Origin of the sequence: Mycobacterium montefiorense, from assembly GCF_003112775.1 — a bacterium.
In the GTDB taxonomy this organism is placed as follows: domain Bacteria; phylum Actinomycetota; class Actinomycetes; order Mycobacteriales; family Mycobacteriaceae; genus Mycobacterium; species Mycobacterium montefiorense.
On the sequence record NZ_BFCH01000026.1, the window covers coordinates 77,980 to 99,027 of the forward strand.

Genomic DNA, 21,048 nt, shown 5'->3' on the forward strand with positions numbered 1-21,048 from the left:
TTCATTGTGACGTGTCGAAGATGCCTGTAGGGCAACTCAATCATGGCTGTGTTGCAGGCGGACGCGTGAGCACGTCGGCTACCTGCTCGCGAAGCAGATCGCGCCGAAGTTTGGCGGTCGCGGTCTTGGGCAGCTCGGCCATCATCACGAAGGCACGAGGCCGTTTGAAGGCGGCCAGTCCCTCGCGGCACCAGGCGCCGAGGGATTCGGCGTCGGCGTTGCGCCCGGGCCGCGGTACGACGCAGGCGACGGGCTTTTCCAAACCGGATTCGTCGGCGGCGCCGACGACCGCTGCCTCGACGACGTCAGGATGCTGCAGCAACCGTTCCTCGACTTCGGCCGGCGACACCCAGATACCGCCGGCTTTGAGCATGTCGCTGGAACGGCCGAGCCAGCTATACGTGCCGTCGGCGTTGCGCATGACGGCGTCGCCGGTGCGCAGCCAGCCATCGGAAAACACCTGACGGGTGGCATCGGCCCGGTTCCAGTAGCCCGAGGCGATCGAGGCGCCTTTGACATGCAGGATTCCGCGCGCCCCCACAGTGTCGATGACGGCGCCGGCCTCATCACGCAGCTGCACTTGGTAGCCGGGCACCGGAACGCCCGCTGATCCCGCTCGCGCCTCGCCCGGCCGGTTGGAGAGAAAGATATGCAGCGCCTCCGTCGAGCCGACGCCGTCTAGCACCTCGACTCCGAACCTGTCCCGAAACCTGTTGAACAGCACTGGAGTTAGCGCTTCACCCGCCGAAACTGCTTGTCGCACCGACACGAAGGTGTCATTCGGCAAATCGCTGGCCAGCAGCGACGAGAAGAACGTGGGAACGGCGAAAAACAGTGTTGGTCGCTCGGCTTGGATGCATTGCGCGATGACAGCCGGTGTCGGACGAACTCGCTGCAAGACGGTGGCGGCCCCGACGGATAGCGGGAAAAAGCAGGAATTGCCAAGGCCGTAGGCGAAGAACAGCTTTGCTACCGACAGGCACCGGTCCTGGGGCGCGATGCCCAGCAGCTGGGCGCCGTAGCTCTCGGCGACGCTGCGGATGCTGCCGTGGCGGTGTATCGCGGCCTTGGGCATGCCGGTGGTGCCCGATGTGTAGAGCCACAGTGCGGGCGTGTCGTCATAGGTGTCGCACGCCGTGACGACCGGATCGGCCGATGTCAAAGAGTCCCAGTGGTGCACGGTGGCGCGGGCGAAGCCGCCGATTTCGGGCTTATCGTCGAACACCACGTCGGCGACATCGGGGGCCATCGTGGTCGCCATGGCAATCGCGGCGGCGAACTCCGTTGAAGCGCAGACTATTCGAACATGCGCATCGGCGACTAGCTTGCCCAGCTCCGGTCCGGACAGCATGGTAGAAACCGGGATAGCTATGGCGCCCAGGTACATCGTTGCCAGGATGCCGGTCAGCAGTTCGACGTCGTCGACCATGCACAGCATGACCCGGTCCTCGCGCCGCACGCCCAGCTTCTGCAGCCCGCCGGCGACGCGATGCACCTCAAGGGCCAGGTCTTGGTAGTTGAGCGTGCGGGTCGAACTGACGACCGCGGTGCGCGTGCCTCGCCCTTCCCGCAGATGCCGATCGACGAGATAGTCGGTGGCATTGAACACCGTCGCCGAATGTTCAGGCGAGGTAGACATATTCGAAATCGAACGGCTTATCGTTGATGCCCTGGGTAGGTGGTGCGACCCAGCTGGCGATCTTGCCCGGCTCGTACACGGGCTGCATCAGGGAGCGTACAAAGGCTAGGTCGTCGTTGGTGGGCAACCAGTTTGGCTTCGCTTCCTCCCACGAGAAGCCGTCCATGATGGTGCCGGTCGGGGTGATGTGGTGGTCGGCGTAGGCGCCGACGGTGCGATTGAAACCGACATGGGGCAGTTGGAATCGGTAGTCGATCCCGTTGTCGGCGAGGATCTTGTTCCACCGCTTGACGCCGCTATAACAATCGCTGATGTACTCGGTGCGCAGGTCCAGATTCAAGGCCAGCAGCGCCGGTAGCTCGTCGGTGTCCCATGTTCCGTCGACGGTGGGCCTGTCGAGCTCAGCGTTCGCGCCGACGAGCAGATGATCGTCGGTTCGTCGCTCTTCTTGCCAGCGACCCTTCAACCCCACGGTGAAGTAATTGGCTGCGTTGGTGGAGGTTTCGCTGCCGAACAGGTCCAGCGAGACGCTGTAGTGAAAGTTGATGTACTTCTGGATGATCTCGAGCGGGATGCCGCCGAACGGTCCGATGTCGCCGGTGTCGTGCTCGCGCACCAACTGGGCGCTGCGAGCCACCACCCGATCCGCCCCCGTCGTGCCGACGAACATGTGGTGCGCCTCTTCTTTGAGCATGAACTCACAGGTGCGTGACAGCGGATCGAAGGCACTTTCTTTCAGCGTGCCGAGCTGATATTTGCCGTCCCGGTCGGTGAAGTAGGTGAACATGTAAAACGCCAGCCAGTCGGCGGTGGTCTCGTTGAACGCGCCCAGGATGCGCGGTGAGTCGGGACTGCCGGAATTTCGGCAGAGCAACGCCTCGGCTTCCTCGCGGCCTTCCCTGCCGAAGTAGGCGTGCAGGAGGTACACCATCGCCCACAGATGCCGGCCCTCTTCGACGTTGACCTGGAACAGGTTTCGCAGGTCGTACAGCGACGGTGCGGTCATGCCTAGTAGCCGCTGCTGCTCCACCGAGGCCGGCTCGGTGTCGCCCTGCACCACGATCAGCCGCTGTAGGTCGGCGCGGTGTTCGCCTGGCACCTGCTGCCAGACCGGTTCACCTTTGTGCTCGCCGAAGGCGATGCGACGATCGGGCTTGGGTTCGGCAAGAAAGATGCCCCACCGGTAGTCGGGGAGACTGACGTGATCGAAGTGAGCCCAGCCATCGCGACCCACGGCGACTGCGGTGCGCAGGTACACACCGCAGGTCTGGACTGCCGGCCCCATCTCGCCCCACCAACTGAGGAACTTGGGCTGCCATCCCTCCAGGGCGCGTTGCAGTCTGCGGTCGCAGGACAGGTCGACGTTGTTGGGGATCTTGTCTTCGTAGTTGATCGATGTGGTCACGACGCTATACCCGCTTTGTGTCGAAGTTGGCCGATTTTCCGGTGCCGTATCGGCGTAGCGCCCCTTCGGGGCCGGAAGCGTTGGGCCGCAAGAAGATCCAGTTCTGCCAGGCCGAAAGCCGGCCGAAGATCTTGGTCTCGACTGTTTCGGGACCGACGAAGCGGTGATTGGCCTCCATGCCGGTGCAGGCGTCCGGTGACAGCGCCGCGCGACCCTCGACTACGACCCGGATTTCGTCCTGCCAGTCGATGTCGTCGGGGGCGGCGGTAACCAGCCCCAGATCGGCGGCGCGGCCCGCGGTCAATTCAATGCCCATTTCCTTGTCCCGCAACAGGGTTAAGTGATCGCGGTGGCCGTAGAAGCGCGACTCCAGCCGACTCAGGCCGTTGCCCATCGGAAAGGCGCCGAAGTTGGCGGCCGTTAGCCGCAGGCTCGCACGCAACTCGCTGTTCTCGTCGTCGAGCGGCGGGCCATCGAGAATGTACTGGCGGTCGCACGCCAGGGCCAGCTCGGTCAGCATCCCGGTGTAGGCACTGCCCGGTTCAATCAGGGCGATGAGGCTGCGGCTGGTCACGTCCAGCCGCTTGCACACCCGCTTGTAATACAGCACGATTTCGTTGGCAAGACAATGACCTTCAGCATTTTCCAGTAGCAGACGTTCGTAACCATCGACGGTGGCCATGTCGCCCTGGGTCTGCAATAGCCAGATGCCGATCTTCGTTTCGTTAGTCCGCAGCCGCAGGATGAGGTCGTCGAGCTGACGTGTCAGCGCCAGTGGCCAGAACGCGGCTCCCTGCCCGGCGGCTTCGTCGAAGTCGGCGGGTGCAGGCCGAGCCGGGGCATGGAGCGTGATGGTGGCGGTCGAATTCTTCCGGTCAATGGTGGCGCTGACGTAGTCGTAGCTGATGCTGTCGGAACCGACCTGTCGTTTCAGCGCAACGAGTTCGACGCCGTGGACGTCTGAGGGGCGTTGGGAGCGCGCGGCGAGTTCGGTGGCGCGGCGGCGGACCGCGTCGTCGAATTGGCGCGGCGTGGCCAGCTCGTCGACCAGCCCCCACTGCGCAGCGGTCTTGCCGCGTACGCCGTCGGAACGGGTGGCGAATACGTCCGCTAGATCCTTTCGCACCCAACGCTTGTCGACGACGCGAATGAGTCCGCCGGTGCCGGGCAGCACGCCCAGTAGCGGCACTTCGGGTAGCGATACCGCCGACGAGTTGTCGTCCACCAGCAGGATGTGGTCGCATGCCAGCGCAAGTTCGTAGCCGCCGCCCGCACAGGAGCCGTTGACCGCGGCCAGATATGTCTGCCCCGAGTGCTCGGTGGCGTCCTCGATGCCGTTGCGGGTCTCGTTGGTGAACTTGCAAAAGTTCACTTTCCATTCGTGCGTCGAGGCCGCCAGCATCCCGATGTTGGCACCCGCGCAGAACACCTTCTCCTTGCCGCTGGTGAGTATGACGGTCTTGACCTCTGGGTGTTCGAATCGCAGTCGCTGCGTTGCGTCGTAGAGCTCGATATCGACACCGAGGTCATACGAGTTGAGCTTCAGCTCGTAGCCGGGTATCAGTCCGCCGTCCTCGGATACGTCGAGCACCAGCCACGCCACCTCGCCGTCGAGGCGCAGGTTCCAATGCCGGTACTGGCCGGGATCGGTGTCGAAGCAGACATCGGGCGCCGGGGGTGCGCCGAGGTCAGTCACGTGTCCGACATCGATGCCGACTGCCATCGGTCCTCCTAGGGGTGGGAGCCGCATGCCGCTCCAATATAAGACACTATTGCTGCGGATCGCAAAGAATCTGTAGAATAATTCCGCGGTGGATTTATTCGGCCTCGGCGGCGAACTCGCGCCACCGGCGCTGGGCGCCGTCATGCCAGCGCTGACGCTGATCCTTGAAGAGCCGGGCCGCAGGTGTCCCGGTCCAGTGCGGTGGCAGCAATACGGGTGGAAGCTGTGGATCGAGGAACGGGAATCGGCGCCACTCGTGTACCAGCCTGATCTGGGCGTCGAACACGTCGTCGGGCGTCTCCGGTGCGAGTCCGCTGAACTCGGTGATGAATTCCTGGTAGCGGCAGTCGATTTCGGTCAGGTCCCACGCGTCGTTGACCATGTCTCGCTCGCTGCCAAGCGCACCGTACTCGGCGACAAACGACAGCGCCTTGCTCGACAACTCCAGGTTGTCCAGGATGTCTTTGGCTTCTGCGGCTACGGCCGTCCTCGGCGAGATCCATACGCCCGGTGACGGCGAGCCGAATCCGGCCCAGCTCAATTGCGCGCGCAGCTTGTGCCGTAGGACGCGCATCGATTCGGGTATCGAGACCAGCACCACCAGCCAGCGGCCATCCCACGACGATTCGTCGGATCCGAAGGTGTAGATGCGCTGGGCACCTTCGGCGAGTAGCTGCCGCCCCGCATCGGTGAGGAACCAGCGCGCCCGACGGCCCACCCGATTTGACGATAGCCATCCCTGCGCGGCCGTACGTGCCAGCGCCTGACGCGCGGACCCCTCTTCGACACCCAGCGTGGTCATTGCGTGCACCAAAGTGCCGGTCCAGACCTGTTGGTCGGTCGGTAGCACGAACTCACCCAGGATCGTCATGAGCAGTGAGCGGGTGCTCGAATCACCGGCTTGATGCCGCCGACTCATGGATGGGACGACTTCAGGGCGTTCGTCGCCCGCATCGCCTCGCCGCGACACTCCCGCCACGTCGCCCTCCTTCGCCAAGCACGCGAACCTCAAGCTTCTCATTGTCGTGGCGGCCGCCGCCGTCTTAGTTGTCGAGCCGGCGGCACTTCGCGTCCTGGCAGCATGGGACAACAACGCTGCGGCGCCTAAGATCCCCTATATGAGTAGGGCATTCGTCGTCACATTCGCGGTCGGGTTGCTCGTCGCAGCATTTGGTCTGATCTGGGCGCTGCAGGGATTCGGAGTGCTTGGTGGTAGCCCGATGAGCAACACCACAACCTGGTCCATCATTGGTCCGATCACGGTGGTGATCGGCATCGTGATCGCGGTATTCAGCTGGCGGAAGATCTCGTCGAAATAGTCCGTCAGGTCTCCGCCACGGTGAAGGCTACCGTGTGCCAGCCGGTGGCGCCGTCGGGGACGCTACCGACCTGATCCGAAGTTTGAGTAGCCCCGGTGTTGTCGGTGGCGCGCACCGTGATGGTGTGCCTCCCAGGGGTTTTCGCCTGCCATCCGAAGCTCCACAATCGCCAGGTCGCGGTGGAATAACTCGCTCCCAGTTCGGCGGGCTGCCACCCGCCGTCGTCGATGCGGACCTCCACGGCCCGTACCCCACGATTCTGTGCCCATGCGACACCGCCGAACACTACGGATCCCGTCGCCAATTTCTGACCGTCTTTCGGCACGTCGATGCGCGACTCGGTCTTGATCGGCGCCTGCGCCGCCCAGCCGAACCGCGTCCAGTACGCCTTTGCCCTGTCGAAACGAGTCAGCTCCACGTCGACGACCCACTTGGTGGCGGACACATACCCGTAGAGCCCCGGCACCACCAGCCGGGCCGGGTAGCCATGCTCGATCGGCAGCGGCTGACCGTTGAGGCCCACCGCCAGCAGCGCCTCGCGGCCGTCGGTGAGGGCCTGCACTGGCGTGCCCGCGGTGAATCCGTCGATCGACGTAGAGAGCACCATGTCGGCGTTCGCGTGCACACCGGCTGACGCCAGCAGGTCGGACATCCGGTAGCCCCGCCATACGCCTGTCGAAATCAGTTTTCCCCCAACGGGATTCGAAACGCAGGTCAATGTCGTCACCATCTCGACCACGTCGAAGTGGGCGAGGTCGTCGAAGTTGTAGGTGACTTCGCGGTTCACCATGCCGTGGATGCGCAGCCGCCAGTCGCCGTGGCTGAGTTGGGGAACACTCAGTGCGGTGTCCACCCGGTAAAAGTCGGTGTTGGCGGTGATAAAACTCGGTAGCGCGACGCCCTTCGGCTGCACGTCGGCAGGTATAGCTGGAGCCGGTATGCGCGGTGTGGGCAGCGTGACCGCGTTGCGGTCGGCGGCCACCGAATGCACCAATCGTGTGATGGCCGCACCCAGCACACCACTGACTACGCCGAATCCGAGCAAGCCGAACACCACCAGCGAACGCCTGCGCGCGTCCGGCTCGTCGTCGGCCGGGTCTTTCAGGTCGGGCCAGAACCGGCGGGTGAGAAGGCGCAGGATCGCCACGCCGCAGACGGTGCCCGCGACCGTGGGGATCGTATCGAGCAACGTCGCGCCCGGCCGTGACAGCACTGCGGTGCATCCGAGGACGCTCGCCGCGGCGATCACAGCGCTGCCGACCGGGCGGCGCTGAGTTTCGAAGCTCCCCGCCAGCGCCGCGATGGTGGCGATCACCACGAGCACGACGATGGCCAAGAAGATTTTGTCCAGCGAGCCCAGGGTTTGAATCGCCCATTCTTTGATGGGTCCCGGTGTCAGGTCGACGACCACCGAGCCGACTGCGGCACGTGCATCGGCCCGCGCGCCGAACGAGATGCCCGCCAGCTCGGCTACCCCGAGCGAGACGGCCGCGGCGGCAACTCCGGCGATCATCCGCTCATTCGACGGGGCGACAGCCATCGGATTACTCTACTCGCGTCCACCTAGAACACAGTAAAAACCTTGCCGGGCAAGCGAACCCCCACCGCTGACGTCGTCGAAATGCCGGCCAAGATCCACGACCTACGTGCGCACTGGTTTGACGGTTCAGGACCGGAAGGTTTCCGTCAGAGAATCGAATATTGCGTTGTTGCCTTCGCGGGTCCTAGCGGTACGCGCAGTGACGGCCACCTCGTCGTTTTTCACTTTGAGCATGAACGTTGGGCTCACCCCCGTCTTGACATCGTTCGAGGATCCAGCGGGTAGCGAGAATTTGAATCGGCGTGTCACTGTGGCCAGGACGAGGATCATCTCCGCCATCGCGAAGTTCTGGCCATAGCACACACGAGGACCGCCGCCGAAGGGAATCCAGGCGAATCTGGGCATGGTTTGAGTGGACCCATCCAGCCAGCGTTCGGGTCGGAATTCATGCGGGTCTGCGAACCAACGCGGATCTCGCTGTGTCACATAGGGGCACACGATAATTCGCTGTCGAGGTTGAAAGTCGTAGCCGCACAGCGTAGTCGGTGTTTTCACCACATGCCCCGGCAGCGCAAAAACGGGCGGGTACAGGCGCAGTGCCTCTTTGACCACCGCCTCAATCACGGGTAGGCCCTTGATGTGTTCGAATGCCGGCTTGCCGCAGCCGACCGCTTGTTCGACCTCTATCGCGATCCGATCTTGCAGCTCCGGCCGCCGTGCCAGGATGGCGCCGATGAAGCCCAGAGAATTAGCCGAGGTCTCGTAGCCGCCGAGGAACATGTTGTGCATCTCGTCGAGCAGTTGCGCTTCCGGCATCGGCGTACCGTTGTCGTCTCGCGCTTCCAGGAGCATGTCGAGCAAATCGGTATCGCGATCTAACCTCAGCTCGTGGCTCTCGTTGAGGCGCCGCTCAACGACAGCTCGAAAGAGCACTTTCAACCGATTCGATGCGGCGCGCAGGCCGGTCCTCAAGGGTGTCGGAACCCACGGGGGTAACCAGTTCCCGAGGACAAACTCCATGCTATTCAAAAACAGCTGCCGATCCATGATGCGTTTGATCTCATCGCTTTCCGACTTGGTCAGATCCGCACCGAACAAGGTCCTTGTCATGATCCCTCTGGTAAGCCGTTCGATCTCGGCCCGTATGCTGAGGACTTCGCCGCTGGACCACTGATCGCACATGTCTTCGGCCAAATCGACCATGGTGTTGGTGTATTCGGAGATTTTTTGCCTGTGCATGCCTGGCTGCAAGATCCGCCGCTGCTTCTTCCAGAGAGCCCCTTCACTCATGACCAGGCCCTTGTTCCCGATGACGTGCGCGTGCTCTTGAAAGCCGCCCACCAGCGTTCGGCCCAGCGGGCCATTGGCACCCGCCGCGGCAAGAACTTCACCGATCTGTTCTGGGTGGAAAAACAACGTCTCACGCATGGGACCGATCGACCATTCGACCGCGTCGCCGAACCGCGTGAGTCCCTCAATGAACTGCGGCCACCCGCGAGCGATCCTGCGCAGATCGCTCCGCGAGCGCAGCGGGTGGGTTAACGGAGGGCGGGAAGTGCCGTCAGGCGGGTGACCCATCGCGTGCTTCTCCTCCTGCCTCACTAGCATGTTTAGGGTAGCCTAACCATATATTTCGGCCGCCCGAACATTTCGGACTGGCTAAGGGATCCGGCGAAGACGCGCAGCGCACAGTGCACCGCGATCAAAGAAGGGAGCTGCCGCCATGCCACGACCGATGCCCGCTGTCGGCGCCGCATCCGCGGAAACGCACATCGATACTCCGAGAAGCCTGCGGGAGTACATCAAGAACACGGTGATCAACACCGCGCCGCCACTGGTGGGCTATTACGGGCTGCGATTGCTGGATATAGCACCATATTTGGCTCTGGTCGGCGCGATCGTGGTCGCTGCGGCGCAGGGGTTGCTCACCATGGTGCGCAAACGAAAGTTCGAACCCATCAACGGCCTGGTGATGCTCGGTGCCGCCTGCTCGTTGACCATCGCGTTCATCACAAAGAACCCGCGCATCGTGCAGGTCATCGAACTCATACCCGTGTCCCTGCTGGTGTGGTCGCTCGCCGCGAGCGGCCTGCTGCGCAGGCCGACCTCGGTCAAAATCGCCAGCGCGATCGTCCCCAGCCTCGCAGCCACCGCGCTGCCCCAACGGGGGTGGACACCGCAAGACATTCAGGACTGGCATGGCCTGCACGCCCGGCTGTGCGCCGGTCTTGGCCTGCTCTGCGGCCTGTTTCCGTTGGTAGCGATCGTCTGGATTTTCACCTTTCCGGTGGACGTCTCCCAGATCCTCATTGTGGCGATCGGCCCGACGCTGCTCATCCTGTCTATCGCGGGTGCCATCGCTTTGCTCCGCAGATTCGTTCAGCAACGTGACCAAGTGGCTGCCGAGCGCGCCGACCCATCCGCCCACGCCAGTCCAGAGCAATCTCGTTAAGAGCGCGCTCAAAATAGACATTTGAGCATGGACGCATTGGACACGTCCGGAAATTTCAAGTGTTGGCTGCCGCGCCAGGTAGGCGCGAATTACGTTCTTTATCAAGGTTATTTGCGGTTCGCCACTACGGCTCACATGCGCCATGCACTGCGCGAGATCGGTTTCAAGCAGGTCAAGTGGATCGAGGCGATCGAGTTTGTGGAAAGCTTTGACCATCTCGGGTTCGGGCAAGGCGGCTACAACGAGGACCACGAGTTCTACGGTTACCGAATGCCGATCTGACATCGAGTCCGGTTAATTACGAACAGATTTGGCGAAACCTCTAGGCGACGCGGGGATTCTCCAGCACGACGGCGACCCCTTGGCCCGACCCGATGCATACTCCGATGACGCCGTAGCGGGCGCCGCGCTCATGCAGCTCGGTGGCCAAGGTGAGAACGTAGCGAGTTCCGGTGGCGCCGAACGGATGTCCTATCGCGACAGCTCCGCCGTTGGGTGTCAGCTTGTCGTCGGGAATCACGAAACCTCCGAGCTGGTTGGGAAGTTCGCGCAACACACCGAGTGCTTGGGCGCTGAAAGCCTCATGGACTTCCCACACGTCGATCTGCTCGGGAGTCAGACCCGCCCGGCGGATCGCCATCGGGATAGCCCACGCGGGCGCCAGTCCCATGATGAGTGGGTCGATGCCGTATACAGCGCCAGACACTACCCCGGCCAGTGGCTCTATCCCGAGTTCGGCCGCCTTCTCACCCGAGGCGACGACGACCGCGCTCGCGCCGTCGGTGAGCGGAGTGGAGTTGGCCGCGGTCATCTGGGTGGTGCCCGGCTGGACTGGCAGGGCGGCCAGTGTCTCGGCAGTGGTGTCATCGCGGATGAATTCGTCATGCTCGGCCAGCCGCGCCGGGGTTTTCTTCGTCGCCGGGATTGGCACGCTCATGATCTCCTTGGCGAACCGGCCGCGGTCGCGTGCGGCCTTGGCGTGCTGCTGGGACCGTAGCGCGAACGCGTCAATCTCCTCGCGGCTCAGCGAGTACCGGTCGGCGACATTCTGCGCGGTCTCGATCATGCCGATGTAGGCGTTGCGGGCGAGCAGGATGGTGTTGGGTGGACCGCCCGCGCCGGACCACATGGTGTCGAGCATGAGCACCGGCCCGCGTGGGCTAAACGGTGCTTCGCCCTTCATCAGCGCCCACCCCGACCGTGACATCGATTCGACCCCGCACGCGATGCCTACACCCAGGTCGCCGGCTTTGATGGCATGGCTGACGCTGACCAAGGCGCTGAGCGACGACCCGCAGTACCGATTGAGGGTTGCCCCCGCGACGCTATCGGGGAATCCGACCGCGAGTGCGGCCCAGCGGGCAATGTCACCCATTCCCTCGTGCGCGGGATTCACGCAGCCGGCGATGATGTCTTCCACGGCATCCAGGGGCACTCCGACGCGTTCGCACGCACCTTTCATGGTCATGCCCAGCAGCTCGTCGGTGCGGATGCCGGACAGCGTGCCGCCGTAGCGGGTGAACGGCGTGCGCACGCCACCTAAGACGTAAGCCTCAGTCATGGTTGACCTTTCAAGTATCTCGGTGTGGTCAGTGGTGGTGGGAGCGAGACTCGGTGCTATCGCGATGCTGCTGGGCCGCGTTGGTGCCTCCGGCGGGATAGGCGTGGATCATGGCGGTGGTCAGCTTGGGCACGGCGTGAATCAGATCGTGTTCTGATTCGTGGGCAATGCGATGCGCGGCCGCCAGGCTCAGTGCGGGGTCAATGTCGAGCTCGGCATCGGCGTGCAGGCGGTGTCCGATCCAGCGCATCCGTACGTTGCGCACCGAACGTACGCCCGGCCTGGCGACGAGCGCGGCTTCGGCAGCGTCGATGAGTTTCGGATCGACGCCGTCCATCAGACGGCGGAACACATCTCGCACCGCCGTGCCAAGCACGGCCAAGATGGCCACCGTGATCACCAGGCCGACGATCGGGTCGGCAAGCGGAAAGCCCAGCGCCACACCGCCGGCACCGATAAGCACCGCCAAGGAGGTAAAGCCGTCGGTGCGGGCGTGCAGGCCGTCGGCGGCCAGTGCGGCTGAACCGATGCGTCGTCCAACTCGGATGCGGTAGATGGCAACCCATTCGTTACCGAGGAACCCGAGCAGACCGGCTACCGCGACCCAGCCGACGTGGTCGATGGGCCGGGGATTGATCAGCCGCTCGACAGCCTCATAACCGGCGACCATGGCCGACAGCGTGATCATCGCGACCACGAACAGACCGGCCAGGTCTTCCACCCGGCCGAACCCGTAGGTGTAGCGGCGGGTTGCGGCCTTGGTGCTCAACGAAAATGCGATCCAAAGCGGCACTGCGGTCAGTGCGTCGGAGAAGTTGTGGATGGTGTCGGCGGCCAGCGCGATGGAGCCGGAGAGGACCACGACGACGATCTGCGCGATGGCGGTCGCGCCCAGGACCAGCAGGCTGACCTTGACCGCGCGGATGCCGTCGGCGCTGGATTCCAGCTCAGTGTCAAAGCTGTCGGCCGCGTCGTGGGAATGCGGCGCAAAAGCCCCTTTGATCCCGGCCCACAATCCCTTCGGATGGTGGTGATCGTGTCCATGTTCGTGGGTGTGATCGCTCATCGCGCGTTCACCTTTCGAGGCCGACGGTCGGTCGCGATGCCCCGTGCTTTCGCGTCGCCTCGGTGATGGGGCGGCACCCCGGGGCCGGCGTGTTCGGCATTGAAAACCCCATCGATCACTAACTGGCGGACGTGGTCGTTTTCCAGCGCGTAGAAGATCGTGGTGCCGGCGCGGCGGGTGCGGACGAGTCGCGCCATTCGCAGCTTGGACAGGTGCTGAGACACCGACGGTGCGGGCTTGTCCACCTTTTCGGCGAGGTCGTTGACCGACGACTCGCCTTCGGTTAGTGCCCACAGCACCCGAATGCGGGTGGGGTCGGCCAACATTCGGAAGACATCGACGATCAGGCCGACCTGATCCTCCGTGAGGGATTCTGCAGCATTATCTGCATACATACGTAGATAATAGCTTATGGGGCGGTGCCTCGCGTCTGACGGTCTGCGCGCCGTTAGTCGTATGCCTGGTGGTGAATCGGGGTCCCCTCAGAACTTCGCGACAGCCCCCGCGTCGACCGGCAATGCCGCTCCGGTGATGTACTGCGCCTCGTCGGATGCGAGAAACAGCACGGCATTACTGACCGCACGCGCCTCGATCACCGGCACGGGCAGCATGTGGAAGTGGCCGATCACCGCGGCCGTGTCGGCCATGGTTGGATTGGGGAGGTCCGGCCGCAGGGTGCGGTGGAACTGTTCGTTGTCGATCATTGGCGTCAACACGTTGCCGGGGTGGATCGAGTTGACTCGAATCAACTGCGGTGCAAGTTCATTCGCAAGTGAGTTCATCAAGCCGACAACGCCGTGCTTTGCCGAGGCGTAATGCGCCATGTATCCGCCGCCGCGCAGTCCCAACATGGAGCTCACCAAGATAATGGATCCGCCGCGGCCGTCGGACATATGCGGCACCGCAACCTTGATGGTGTGCCAGACCCCGGTGAGGTTGATATCGAGCATGGTCTGCCAGGCTGCTTCTTCAATCAGCGCCGCGGGCGCCGGACTGCCGCTGATGCCGGCATTGGCAACCACCACATCGGGCCGGCCCAACTCGTCGATCCCGTGCTGCAACGCATCGCGAAGACTTGCGAGGTCTCTGACATCGGCCTTGGCGGTCACGATGCGCCGATCCAACTTCTCGACCAGCGCCGCGGTTTCGTCGAGATCGGCCTCCGTCGCTCCCGGATAGTTGACACCTTCGATGTCGCCGCACATGTCTACGGCAATGATGTCCGCGCCTTCCTCGGCGAGGCGGACGGCGTGTTCGCGGCCTTGGCCGCGCGCAGCACCCGTGATGAACGCGACCTTGCCTGCCACTCTGCCGCCTGTCATGGCGATCACGATATCGCTGACCGCCACGCGCGCCCGCTCAGGAGTCGCAATCCGTTAAGCGCGACGACGATCGTGAACCCTTCGTGCCCTGCGACGCCGAGCGGCAGTGGCAGGTGGCCGACCAGGTCCCAGATGACGAGTCCGGTGATGAACGTGGCCGCGATGACCAAATTGACGATGACGGCGCGGCGGGCGCGACGCGACAGGGCAACGATGGCCGGGATCGTGCTGAGTTCGTCTCGGACCGTGACGGCGTCGGCCATTTCCAAGGTCAGATCGGACCCGTTGCGGCCCATCGCGATTGACGAGTGCGCGGCGGCCATGGCGGGTGCGTCGTTGATGCCGTCACCAACGAACAACACCCGCTGACCGTCGGCCTGTAGCTGCCGCACGGCGGCGACCTTGTCATCGGGCAGCAGGTCGGCCCGGACATCTGCGATCCCGACCTGTGCGGCCAGATGTTCTGCTGCCGGCCTGGTATCCCCGGTCAGCAGGGCCGGCGGCCTGGACGTGGTCGCGGTGATCGCGGCGACCACCGCGTCGGCTCCCTCGCGCACGGTATCGTCCAGTCCCAGCACGCCCACCGGTACTGCGTCGACGATGACGAGAACTGCGGTGGTGCCTCGGCTTTCGAGACTGCTCGCGGCGGGCGGATTGCTGTGAAAGGCCCGCGGGCTCAGTACTTCGACCGTCTGGCCCGCGACACGTGCGCGCACGCCGCGACCGGGAAGCGCTCGAAACTCCGTTGCTTCCGAAATTCGGAGTGCGCGTGCGCGGGCGGCAGCCACCACCGCGCGGCCGAGTGGGTGCTCGCTAAATTGCTCTGCGCTGGCCGCGATCCGCAGCACATCGTTGTCGCAGTATCGGTCGTCGATCGAGGCGATGCTGGTGAGTTGCGGCGTTCCCGTCGTCAGGGTTCCGGTCTTGTCGATGGTCACCTGGGTGGTGTCCGCGAGGTGTTCCATCGCCACCGCCGATTTGACCAGGACGCCTTGACGCCCGGCGTTGGCGATCGCCGAAAGCAGCGGCGGCATGGTCGCCAACACCACCGCGCACGGCGACGCCACGATCATGAACGTCATCGCCCGCAGCAACGTGGACTGCAGGCCGGCCCCGAAAACCAGGGGGACCGCGAACAGCGCCAGGGTCGCCACCACGACGCCCACGGAATAGCGTTGCTCGACCTTCTCGATGAACAGTTGCGTCTTGGCTTTGGTGGCTGACGCTTCGGCGACAAGAGCCACAATTCGGGCGACGACGGTGTCGGACGGGTTTTTGATCACGCGAATACGCAGTGCCCCAGCGCCATTGAGCGTGCCCGCGAATACTTCGTCATCGATGGACTTACCGACGGGCATGTGCTCCCCGGTCACCGACGATTGATCGACATCGGAGGCCCCGTCGACGACGACGCCGTCCGCCGATACACGCTCACCGGGGCGCACGCTGACGAGGTCGCCGATGCAAAGGTCTTCGCCGTTGACCGATACTTCGATCCCGTCGGGGTCGACGCGGACAGCGCGATCGGGTGCGAGGTCGAGCAACCCCTTGATCGAATCTTCGGTGCGCTTGGTCGCCGCGTCTTCCAATGCGCCGGACGTGGCGAAAATTACGATCAACAGGGCGCCGTCGAAGATCTGGCCGATGCTCGCCGCGCCAATGGCGGCGACCACCATGAGCAGGTCGACGTCGAGCGTGCGAGAACGTAACGCTTGCAAGCCTTCCCATGCCGGTGTCCAGCCGCCGGTGGCGTAGCACGCCAGGTAGAAGACCCACCAGCTCCACCAGGGGGCGTCAAATAGCTGAGCCGTGAGTCCGGCCGTGAACAGCACCAGGGCCACCGTGGCCCACCGGATCGACGCGATTGACCACAGACCCGAGACGTGTGGCTGCCCTGGCAACGGCGTGCGCGTCGGCTGCACGGTGGTGCTACTCATCGAAACGGCTCCATCCGCATCGCCGAACAAAACATCTCTACATGTACACATTGAGAGTTATACATGTATCGTATCGGTTTGTGGACGCGTGCTTCAATTGACAAATGGGACACGGAGTCAACGGGCGGGTGCCGCCACCGGCCGCCCTGGATCCCGCGTCGGCCAGCAGGATCGCCGAGACACTGCAAGCCTTGGCGTCACCCAGCCGGCTGATGATTCTGACCCGGCTACGGCAATCCCCGTGCTCGGTCGGCGAACTGTCGACTGCGGTCGGGATGGAGCAGCCGGCGGTGTCTAACCAGTTGCGGCTGCTGCGGGCGCTCGGCCTGGTTACCGGTGACCGCAGCGGCCGCAACATCGTCTACCGCCTCTACGACACTCACGTCGCTCAACTACTCGACGAGGCCGTCTATCACATCGATCATCTGCGTCTCGGCGCCAGCGATACCTCCGCCTGAACTCGGCGGCCATTCCTTCTGTCGACGTAATATCCTGAGGCGCAACATGATTCGCTGTGTAGCCGGGTGGCGCATTCCCATTATTGAAAATGATTTTCGACAACACCCTTGGCGGCAGGTACCGTACTGGTAGCGTTAATGAAAATGATTGTCAACAAGTAACAGGAGCGGACTGCGGATGAAGCCCGACATCCACCCGGATTACCACCCGGTGGTCTTCCAGGACGCGACTACCGGCGCGACGTTTCTCACCCGATCGACGATGACGAGTTCGCGCACCATCGAGTGGCAGACGTCGCAGGGCGTGCAGACCTATCCACTTGTGGTTGTTGAGGTCACCTCGGACTCACACCCGTTCTGGACCGGCGGGCGCCGAATCCTCGACACCGCCGGGCAAGTGGAGAAATTCCACCGCCGCTACGGCAAACGAAGTTGATGACAGAATTTAGTGGGCGTGAACGGCACTCCACGGTGGGAGCGGGTCGGGATAGGTGATCCAGCGCCTCGGGCCGGCGGCCAGTTCGGTGTCGGTCAGCAGCGCCGACGTCATCAGGCCCAAGATCCGGTCGCGGTCCAGCTTGACCCGATGAACACGATTTCTTGCCCCGGACGGAAGTCGGCGGTGACCCAATATTGCGCCGGCTCGATCATCAAGTTAGGTCCGGCCTGCGACCAGACCGCCGCGACCTCGGGTCGGCTGGCGATCCAGCAGAACCCCTTGCTGCGCAACAAACCCTGCATCTCTTCGAGTGCGGCATGCAGGCGCTGGGGGTGGAACGGGCGCCGCGCACGGAACGTCACACTGCTGATGCCGTATTCCTCGGTTTCGGGTGTGTGGCCGCCGCTGATCTCCTGATCCCAGCCCGGCGACTCGGCGGCCAGATCCGGGTCGAACAGGCCGGTGCCCAGTACCTCCGCGAGCGGCACCCGGCCGTGGTCGGTGGTTACCATGCGCGCCGACGGATTCAAGCGCCGGAGCACCGCCGTCACCCTGGCGCGGGCCTCCTCGCTGACCAGATCGATTTTGTTGAGCAGTAAGACGTCGGCGAATTCCACTTGGTCAACCAGCAGATCGGCGATGGTGCGGATATCGGCGTCGCTGACGGCGAGGTCGCGAGCCACTAGCGCATCGCCGCGCGCGAGCTCACTCAGAAACGTTGATGCGTCGACCACCGTGACCATGGTGTCGAGCCTCGCGACGCTGCTGAGACTGAATCCGTTCTCGAACTCCCAACTGAAGCTCGCGGCGACGGGCATCGGCTCGGAGATCCCCGTCGACTCGATCAGGAGGTAGTCGAAACGGCCCGTCGCGGCGAGTTGGGCCACGGACTCGATGAGATCCTCGCGCAACGTACAGCAAATGCACCCGTTGGTCAGTTCGACCAGCTTCTCTTCCGTGCGGTCCAGGTAGCCCGTTCCGGCGACCAAGGCGGCGTCGATGTTCACCTCGCTCATGTCGTTGACGATCACCGCGACGCGCCGGCCTTCCCGGTTCGCCAGCACATGGTTGAGCAGGGTCGTTTTCCCGGCTCCGAGGAAGCCGGACAAGACGGTCACCGGAAGCAGATCGGATCGCTGTGATGCCATCGCTTAATGATAATGATTTTCAATAAGCGGGCAACCGATGGCGCGGGCACAGCGAGTCGCCGCGTCGCGTGGTTGGCGTCACGCCCCGAGTCTGATGAGGTCCCAAAATTTAGCTGAACATTCGATAAGAGGGCGTTTCGGCCTCGGATTAGATACGGCGTCGGCTCTAACGTGATCGGGATGAGTACCAACTACTACCTGCAGAAGGTCCCGGTCGAATCGGTTCAGCCGGGCTTCTCGCTGGCCATTCACGAACACGGCGACTACCGGCTGTTCCAGGTCGACTGCACGCAGATGTCGCAGCGGACCGGATTGCCCGTCATGTTCAAGCTCACCTCCGAACCCGTCAACGGCGGCGCCCCCTGGATCCTCGAGTGTGAAGAGGGCACGCCGGTCGTCCGGATTCTCGGCGTGGGTAAGGCAGCGTCCTAGCCCGTCGCGCCCGGCTTTGTGGCGATGACGAACTGCACCGCACGCTGCCGCTGTTGCTCGATGTCGATAAGCCCGGCCGACGCAAAGAGATCGACGAAGTCGTGTCTGCCGAACATCGTGAGCCCGATCGTGCTTGCAGTCGCGGTCATCAGCTGCCGCAGCAGCAGCGCCTCGCGGGCATAGCTGGTCAGGATTGCGATCCGGCCCCCGGGCTTGAGCACCCGGACCATCTCGCCCGCGACCCGGAACGGCTCGGGCATCAGGTACAGCGCACCAAAACAGCAGACAGCGTCGAATGTTTGGTCGTCGAACGGCAACATGCGGGCATCGCCGCGGACATAACAGGTGCGCGGCCCGCTGTTGTCGGCGACGGCCCGCGTCAGCATCGACTCGGAGATGTCGAACCCCACCGCCAGGCCGCCGTCGGGCAGTTCTGCGGCCAGCGGGGCGGTGAAATTGCCTGGACCGCAAGCAACATCGAGCAACTGTCCGGCGGTCGACAGCTTCAGTGCCGACGCCGCACGCTGCTGTTCGGCACGATGAGTGAGGCCGCTGGCGGCGTAGAAGGCGGTCGGCCGCCACAACCGTTCATAGACCGTCGCGACGAAGGGGCTGTTCATGGCACGCTGTGCGACCGTCGGAACCGGCGCGCTCGTCGATTCGCCCAACACGTCGAGAAAACCGTGTCGCAGCTCGGCGGTCTGGCCCAGCAGGCCGCGGGTCGACTCGACCGGATCCTGGCTCATTACGTTGCACGCTAATGGATCGCGCCGCCGCGCCGGTGGCCCGGGTGCTGGCGCCGGGCTCGCCGCAGTGATAATCGTTTTCATCAACTGTCATGAGATCCCAGGCTGGGTGGGTTAGATGAGGGCCGAGCGTCGACCGCGTTTCGGGTCCATGGAAGTCCTGGTCTTCGGGTTGGTGTGCTTCGCGATTTTCGGATCGTGGCTGCGCGCAGTCGTCGTCAACAGCGACGGGTTGGCCACCGCCGGCACCGTGTTCTGCGGAGTCTTCGTCCAGGCCCTGCCCTTCCTGGGCCTGGGCGTGGTGGTCAGCGGATTGATCGCGGTCTTTCTGCCGCCCGAGCGGCTGGTCCGCTGGCTGCCGCGGCGGCCAGCGGCGGCCGTCCTTGCCGCCGGTGTGGCCGGCGCCGCGCTGCCCGGATGCGAGTGCGGCTCGGTTCCGGTGGCGCGCCGGTTGTTCGGCGACGGCGGAGCGGCCGCTGCGGCGGCCTTGACCTTCATGCTCGCCGCGCCCGCCATCAACCCGGTCGTGGTGGTCGCGACGGCCGTCGCCTTCCCGGGTCAGCCGAAGATGGTCATCGCCAGAGTCGTTGCGTCGCTGCTGACCGCGGTGGTGATGGGCTGGGGGTGGTCTCGGTGGGGCCGTACCGAGTGGATCACCCGTCGGCTGCCGTCGCACGATTCCCACAGTCCAGGGACGCAGTCGAAGTTGCTGCTCTTCTGCGAAGTGGCCCGGCACGACTTTTTGCAGGCGGCGGCCTACCTGGTGGTGGGCGCTGCCGCGGCGGCGGCGTTGCACGTTCTGGTGCCGCCGTGGATCTTCGAGCACGTTGGCGCGCACCTGATTCTCGGCGTCTTCGTGATGGCGGCGCTGGCCGTGATTCTGGCCGTGTGCTCGGAAGCGGACGCGTTCGTGGCATCCAGCCTGACGATGGTTCCGCTGATCCCGCGGCTGGTGTTCCTGGTCGTCGGACCCGCCATCGACGTCAAGCTGCTGGCGATGCAATCCGGCATGTTCGGCCGGGCGTTTGCCACCCGCTTCGCCCCGGCCACATTCGTTGTCGCCACCGCGGCGGCCACGCTTGTCGGCGTGCTGCTGCTGGGCGGTGCCCGATGAAACGCGAAACCGAGAACACGATCCTGCTGCTGGTCGGGCTCAGCATCGCGCTGATCGTGGGGACCGGTGTGTTCACCCGCTACGTCAAGCCCTCGCTGTTGCCGTGGCTGGTACTCACCGCCGCGCTACTGATCGGGCTGGCGCTGGTGGCAATCGTCGGAGATGTCCGCCGGGGCGGCTCGGACCATGGTCCCGAAGATGGGCATGCGCACCGCGGCGGCGTGGTGTGGCTGCTCGCCGTGCCTATCGTGGTGCTGTGCTTTGTGACGCCCCCGGCGCTGCGGCCTCAGGCTGCCACCGGATCGGTCACAAACGTCTCCAATGACGTTCTGCGCCAGGCATTTCCGCCGTTGCCGCCGGGGCGGGCCCCGGAGATCTCGCTGGCGGAAGTGATGATGCGGGCCGCCAACGACAGCACGGGATCGCTGAACAACCGGCTGATCACGGTCACCGGCTTCACCCTGAACGAACCCGGCGGCATCGACCTGGCCCGCGTCGTCATCATTTGTTGCGCCGCCGACGCCCAACTGGCTCACGTGCATCTGCGCGACCGTGACGGCGCCAGCACTTTCGGGTTCCCGGACAACACCTGGTTGCGAGTGGAGGGTGTGGTGACTCCCGCCGAGCGGCAACCTCACACACCGCCGATCCCGACGCTTCGGGCCGTCTCGGTCACGCCCGTCTCGGCGCCGGCGAATCCATACTCGTAAGCCCAAAAGAACGACATAACTGCAGGTTAGCCTGTTA

Annotated in this window: 20 protein-coding genes and 1 pseudogene; 8 read left to right on the plus strand and 13 right to left on the minus strand. The window is 64.1% G+C overall.

What is annotated here, in order from left to right; all coding sequences use genetic code 11:
- Positions 1–40: 40 nt before the first annotated feature.
- The 4 genes from DB708_RS21915 to DB708_RS21930 form a co-directional block, all read right to left on the minus strand.
- Positions 41–1,639: a benzoate-CoA ligase family protein gene (locus DB708_RS21915; protein WP_108925585.1), complete on the minus strand. Its 1,599-nt coding sequence runs from the start codon at positions 1,637–1,639 to the stop codon at positions 41–43.
- Entirely contained in the window at positions 1,623–3,044 is a 1,422-nt protein-coding gene (gene boxB, locus DB708_RS21920) for a benzoyl-CoA 2,3-epoxidase subunit BoxB (RefSeq protein ID WP_108925586.1), read from the minus strand. Before boxB ends, DB708_RS21915 begins: the two co-directional genes overlap by 17 nt.
- A 4-nt stretch (positions 3,045–3,048) precedes the next feature.
- Positions 3,049–4,767, minus strand: a complete 1,719-nt coding sequence (gene boxC / locus DB708_RS21925; RefSeq protein WP_108925587.1) for a 2,3-epoxybenzoyl-CoA dihydrolase — start codon at positions 4,765–4,767, stop codon at positions 3,049–3,051.
- A 94-nt stretch (positions 4,768–4,861) separates the two neighbouring features.
- Entirely contained in the window at positions 4,862–5,746 is an 885-nt protein-coding gene (locus tag DB708_RS21930) for a PaaX family transcriptional regulator (protein ID WP_201263580.1), read from the minus strand.
- A 139-nt stretch (positions 5,747–5,885) separates the two neighbouring features.
- Here DB708_RS21930 and DB708_RS21935 point away from each other — a divergent pair, with 139 nt between their 5' ends.
- The gene (locus DB708_RS21935; protein ID WP_108925646.1) at positions 5,886–6,086 is read left to right on the plus strand and encodes a hypothetical protein; all 201 of its coding nucleotides are present in this window, start codon (positions 5,886–5,888) and stop codon (positions 6,084–6,086) included.
- Positions 6,087–6,090: 4 nt separating this feature from the next.
- Here DB708_RS21935 and DB708_RS21940 read toward each other — a convergent pair whose 3' ends face one another.
- Positions 6,091–7,626, minus strand: a complete 1,536-nt coding sequence (locus tag DB708_RS21940; RefSeq protein WP_108925589.1) for a molybdopterin-dependent oxidoreductase — start codon at positions 7,624–7,626, stop codon at positions 6,091–6,093.
- A gap of 126 nt (positions 7,627–7,752) precedes the next feature.
- Positions 7,753–9,228, minus strand: coding sequence for a cytochrome P450 (locus tag DB708_RS21945; protein WP_165839889.1), 1,476 nt, complete (start codon positions 9,226–9,228; stop codon positions 7,753–7,755).
- A 121-nt stretch (positions 9,229–9,349) separates the two neighbouring features.
- Here DB708_RS21945 and DB708_RS21950 point away from each other — a divergent pair, with 121 nt between their 5' ends.
- Both DB708_RS21950 and DB708_RS21955 read left to right on the plus strand, forming a co-directional pair.
- Positions 9,350–10,078 (plus strand): VC0807 family protein, encoded by a 729-nt coding sequence (locus DB708_RS21950; protein ID WP_108925591.1) that lies wholly within the window; start codon positions 9,350–9,352, stop codon positions 10,076–10,078.
- A 27-nt stretch (positions 10,079–10,105) separates the two neighbouring features.
- On the plus strand, positions 10,106–10,360 hold the full coding sequence (locus DB708_RS21955) for a hypothetical protein (RefSeq protein ID WP_108925592.1): 255 nt from the start codon (positions 10,106–10,108) through the stop codon (positions 10,358–10,360).
- A gap of 40 nt (positions 10,361–10,400) precedes the next feature.
- Here DB708_RS21955 and DB708_RS21960 read toward each other — a convergent pair whose 3' ends face one another.
- The 5 genes from DB708_RS21960 to DB708_RS21980 all read right to left on the minus strand — a co-directional run bounded on the left by DB708_RS21960 (position 10,401) and on the right by DB708_RS21980 (position 15,964).
- Entirely contained in the window at positions 10,401–11,639 is a 1,239-nt protein-coding gene (locus DB708_RS21960) for a thiolase family protein (protein ID WP_108925593.1), read from the minus strand.
- A 28-nt stretch (positions 11,640–11,667) separates the two neighbouring features.
- Positions 11,668–12,705 (minus strand): cation diffusion facilitator family transporter, encoded by a 1,038-nt coding sequence (locus tag DB708_RS21965; RefSeq protein ID WP_108925594.1) that lies wholly within the window; start codon positions 12,703–12,705, stop codon positions 11,668–11,670.
- Positions 12,702–13,100, minus strand: coding sequence for an ArsR/SmtB family transcription factor (locus tag DB708_RS21970; protein ID WP_108925595.1), 399 nt, complete (start codon positions 13,098–13,100; stop codon positions 12,702–12,704). The genes DB708_RS21965 and DB708_RS21970 overlap by 4 nt, the downstream gene beginning before the upstream one ends.
- 87 nt (positions 13,101–13,187) lie before the next feature.
- Entirely contained in the window at positions 13,188–14,027 is an 840-nt protein-coding gene (locus DB708_RS21975; RefSeq protein ID WP_165839890.1) for a mycofactocin-coupled SDR family oxidoreductase, read from the minus strand.
- 5 nt (positions 14,028–14,032) lie between these two features.
- Positions 14,033–15,964 carry a heavy metal translocating P-type ATPase gene (locus DB708_RS21980; protein ID WP_108925596.1) on the minus strand — a complete coding sequence of 644 codons (1,932 nt, stop codon included), beginning with the start codon at positions 15,962–15,964 and terminating at the stop codon, positions 14,033–14,035.
- 104 nt (positions 15,965–16,068) lie between these two features.
- Here DB708_RS21980 and DB708_RS21985 point away from each other — a divergent pair, with 104 nt between their 5' ends.
- Positions 16,069–16,422, plus strand: coding sequence for an ArsR/SmtB family transcription factor (locus DB708_RS21985; RefSeq protein WP_108925597.1), 354 nt, complete (start codon positions 16,069–16,071; stop codon positions 16,420–16,422).
- Positions 16,423–16,600: 178 nt separating this feature from the next.
- The gene (locus DB708_RS21990) at positions 16,601–16,858 is read left to right on the plus strand and encodes a type B 50S ribosomal protein L31 (RefSeq protein ID WP_108925598.1); all 258 of its coding nucleotides are present in this window, start codon (positions 16,601–16,603) and stop codon (positions 16,856–16,858) included.
- Between the two features lie 9 nt (positions 16,859–16,867).
- On the opposite strand, the pseudogene DB708_RS21995 reads toward DB708_RS21990, so the two are convergent.
- Positions 16,868–18,009 (minus strand): annotated as a pseudogene (locus tag DB708_RS21995) (GTP-binding protein).
- Positions 18,010–18,189: 180 nt separating this feature from the next.
- Between DB708_RS21995 and DB708_RS22000 the strand changes: the two are divergent.
- Positions 18,190–18,441 (plus strand): hypothetical protein, encoded by a 252-nt coding sequence (locus DB708_RS22000; RefSeq protein WP_108925599.1) that lies wholly within the window; start codon positions 18,190–18,192, stop codon positions 18,439–18,441.
- On the opposite strand, the gene DB708_RS22005 is transcribed toward DB708_RS22000, so the two are convergent.
- Positions 18,438–19,187: a class I SAM-dependent methyltransferase gene (locus tag DB708_RS22005; RefSeq protein ID WP_108925600.1), complete on the minus strand. Its 750-nt coding sequence runs from the start codon at positions 19,185–19,187 to the stop codon at positions 18,438–18,440. The two genes, DB708_RS22000 and DB708_RS22005, sit on opposite strands and share 4 nt — an antisense overlap.
- 118 nt (positions 19,188–19,305) lie before the next feature.
- On the opposite strand from DB708_RS22005, the gene DB708_RS22010 reads away from it, so the two are divergent.
- Both DB708_RS22010 and DB708_RS22015 read left to right on the plus strand, forming a co-directional pair.
- Complete coding sequence (locus tag DB708_RS22010) at positions 19,306–20,301, plus strand: permease (protein ID WP_108925601.1); 996 nt, start codon at positions 19,306–19,308, stop codon at positions 20,299–20,301.
- Entirely contained in the window at positions 20,298–21,011 is a 714-nt protein-coding gene (locus tag DB708_RS22015; protein WP_108925602.1) for a TIGR03943 family putative permease subunit, read from the plus strand. Before DB708_RS22010 ends, DB708_RS22015 begins: the two co-directional genes overlap by 4 nt.
- The last annotated feature ends 37 nt before the right edge of the window (positions 21,012–21,048 follow it).

What these genes read in the sequence shown, in the direction of transcription:
- DB708_RS21915 (WP_108925585.1), bottom strand. Translation starts at nt 1,639, where the DNA reads ATGTCTACCTCGCCTGAACATTCGGCGACGGTGTTCAATGCCACCGAC.
- boxC (WP_108925587.1), bottom strand. Translation starts at nt 4,767, where the DNA reads ATGGCAGTCGGCATCGATGTCGGACACGTGACTGACCTCGGCGCACCC.
- DB708_RS21935 (WP_108925646.1), top strand. Translation starts at nt 5,886, where the DNA reads ATGAGTAGGGCATTCGTCGTCACATTCGCGGTCGGGTTGCTCGTCGCA.
- DB708_RS21940 (WP_108925589.1), bottom strand. Translation starts at nt 7,626, where the DNA reads ATGGCTGTCGCCCCGTCGAATGAGCGGATGATCGCCGGAGTTGCCGCC.
- DB708_RS21950 (WP_108925591.1), top strand. Translation starts at nt 9,350, where the DNA reads ATGCCACGACCGATGCCCGCTGTCGGCGCCGCATCCGCGGAAACGCAC.
- DB708_RS21955 (WP_108925592.1), top strand. Translation starts at nt 10,106, where the DNA reads ATGGACGCATTGGACACGTCCGGAAATTTCAAGTGTTGGCTGCCGCGC.
- DB708_RS21960 (WP_108925593.1), bottom strand. Translation starts at nt 11,639, where the DNA reads ATGACTGAGGCTTACGTCTTAGGTGGCGTGCGCACGCCGTTCACCCGC.
- DB708_RS21965 (WP_108925594.1), bottom strand. Translation starts at nt 12,705, where the DNA reads ATGAGCGATCACACCCACGAACATGGACACGATCACCACCATCCGAAG.
- DB708_RS21970 (WP_108925595.1), bottom strand. Translation starts at nt 13,100, where the DNA reads ATGTATGCAGATAATGCTGCAGAATCCCTCACGGAGGATCAGGTCGGC.
- DB708_RS21975 (WP_165839890.1), bottom strand. Translation starts at nt 14,027, where the DNA reads ATGACAGGCGGCAGAGTGGCAGGCAAGGTCGCGTTCATCACGGGTGCT.
- DB708_RS21980 (WP_108925596.1), bottom strand. Translation starts at nt 15,964, where the DNA reads ATGAGTAGCACCACCGTGCAGCCGACGCGCACGCCGTTGCCAGGGCAG.
- DB708_RS21985 (WP_108925597.1), top strand. Translation starts at nt 16,069, where the DNA reads ATGGGACACGGAGTCAACGGGCGGGTGCCGCCACCGGCCGCCCTGGAT.
- DB708_RS21990 (WP_108925598.1), top strand. Translation starts at nt 16,601, where the DNA reads ATGAAGCCCGACATCCACCCGGATTACCACCCGGTGGTCTTCCAGGAC.
- DB708_RS22000 (WP_108925599.1), top strand. Translation starts at nt 18,190, where the DNA reads ATGAGTACCAACTACTACCTGCAGAAGGTCCCGGTCGAATCGGTTCAG.
- DB708_RS22005 (WP_108925600.1), bottom strand. Translation starts at nt 19,187, where the DNA reads ATGAGCCAGGATCCGGTCGAGTCGACCCGCGGCCTGCTGGGCCAGACC.
- DB708_RS22010 (WP_108925601.1), top strand. Translation starts at nt 19,306, where the DNA reads ATGAGGGCCGAGCGTCGACCGCGTTTCGGGTCCATGGAAGTCCTGGTC.
- DB708_RS22015 (WP_108925602.1), top strand. Translation starts at nt 20,298, where the DNA reads ATGAAACGCGAAACCGAGAACACGATCCTGCTGCTGGTCGGGCTCAGC.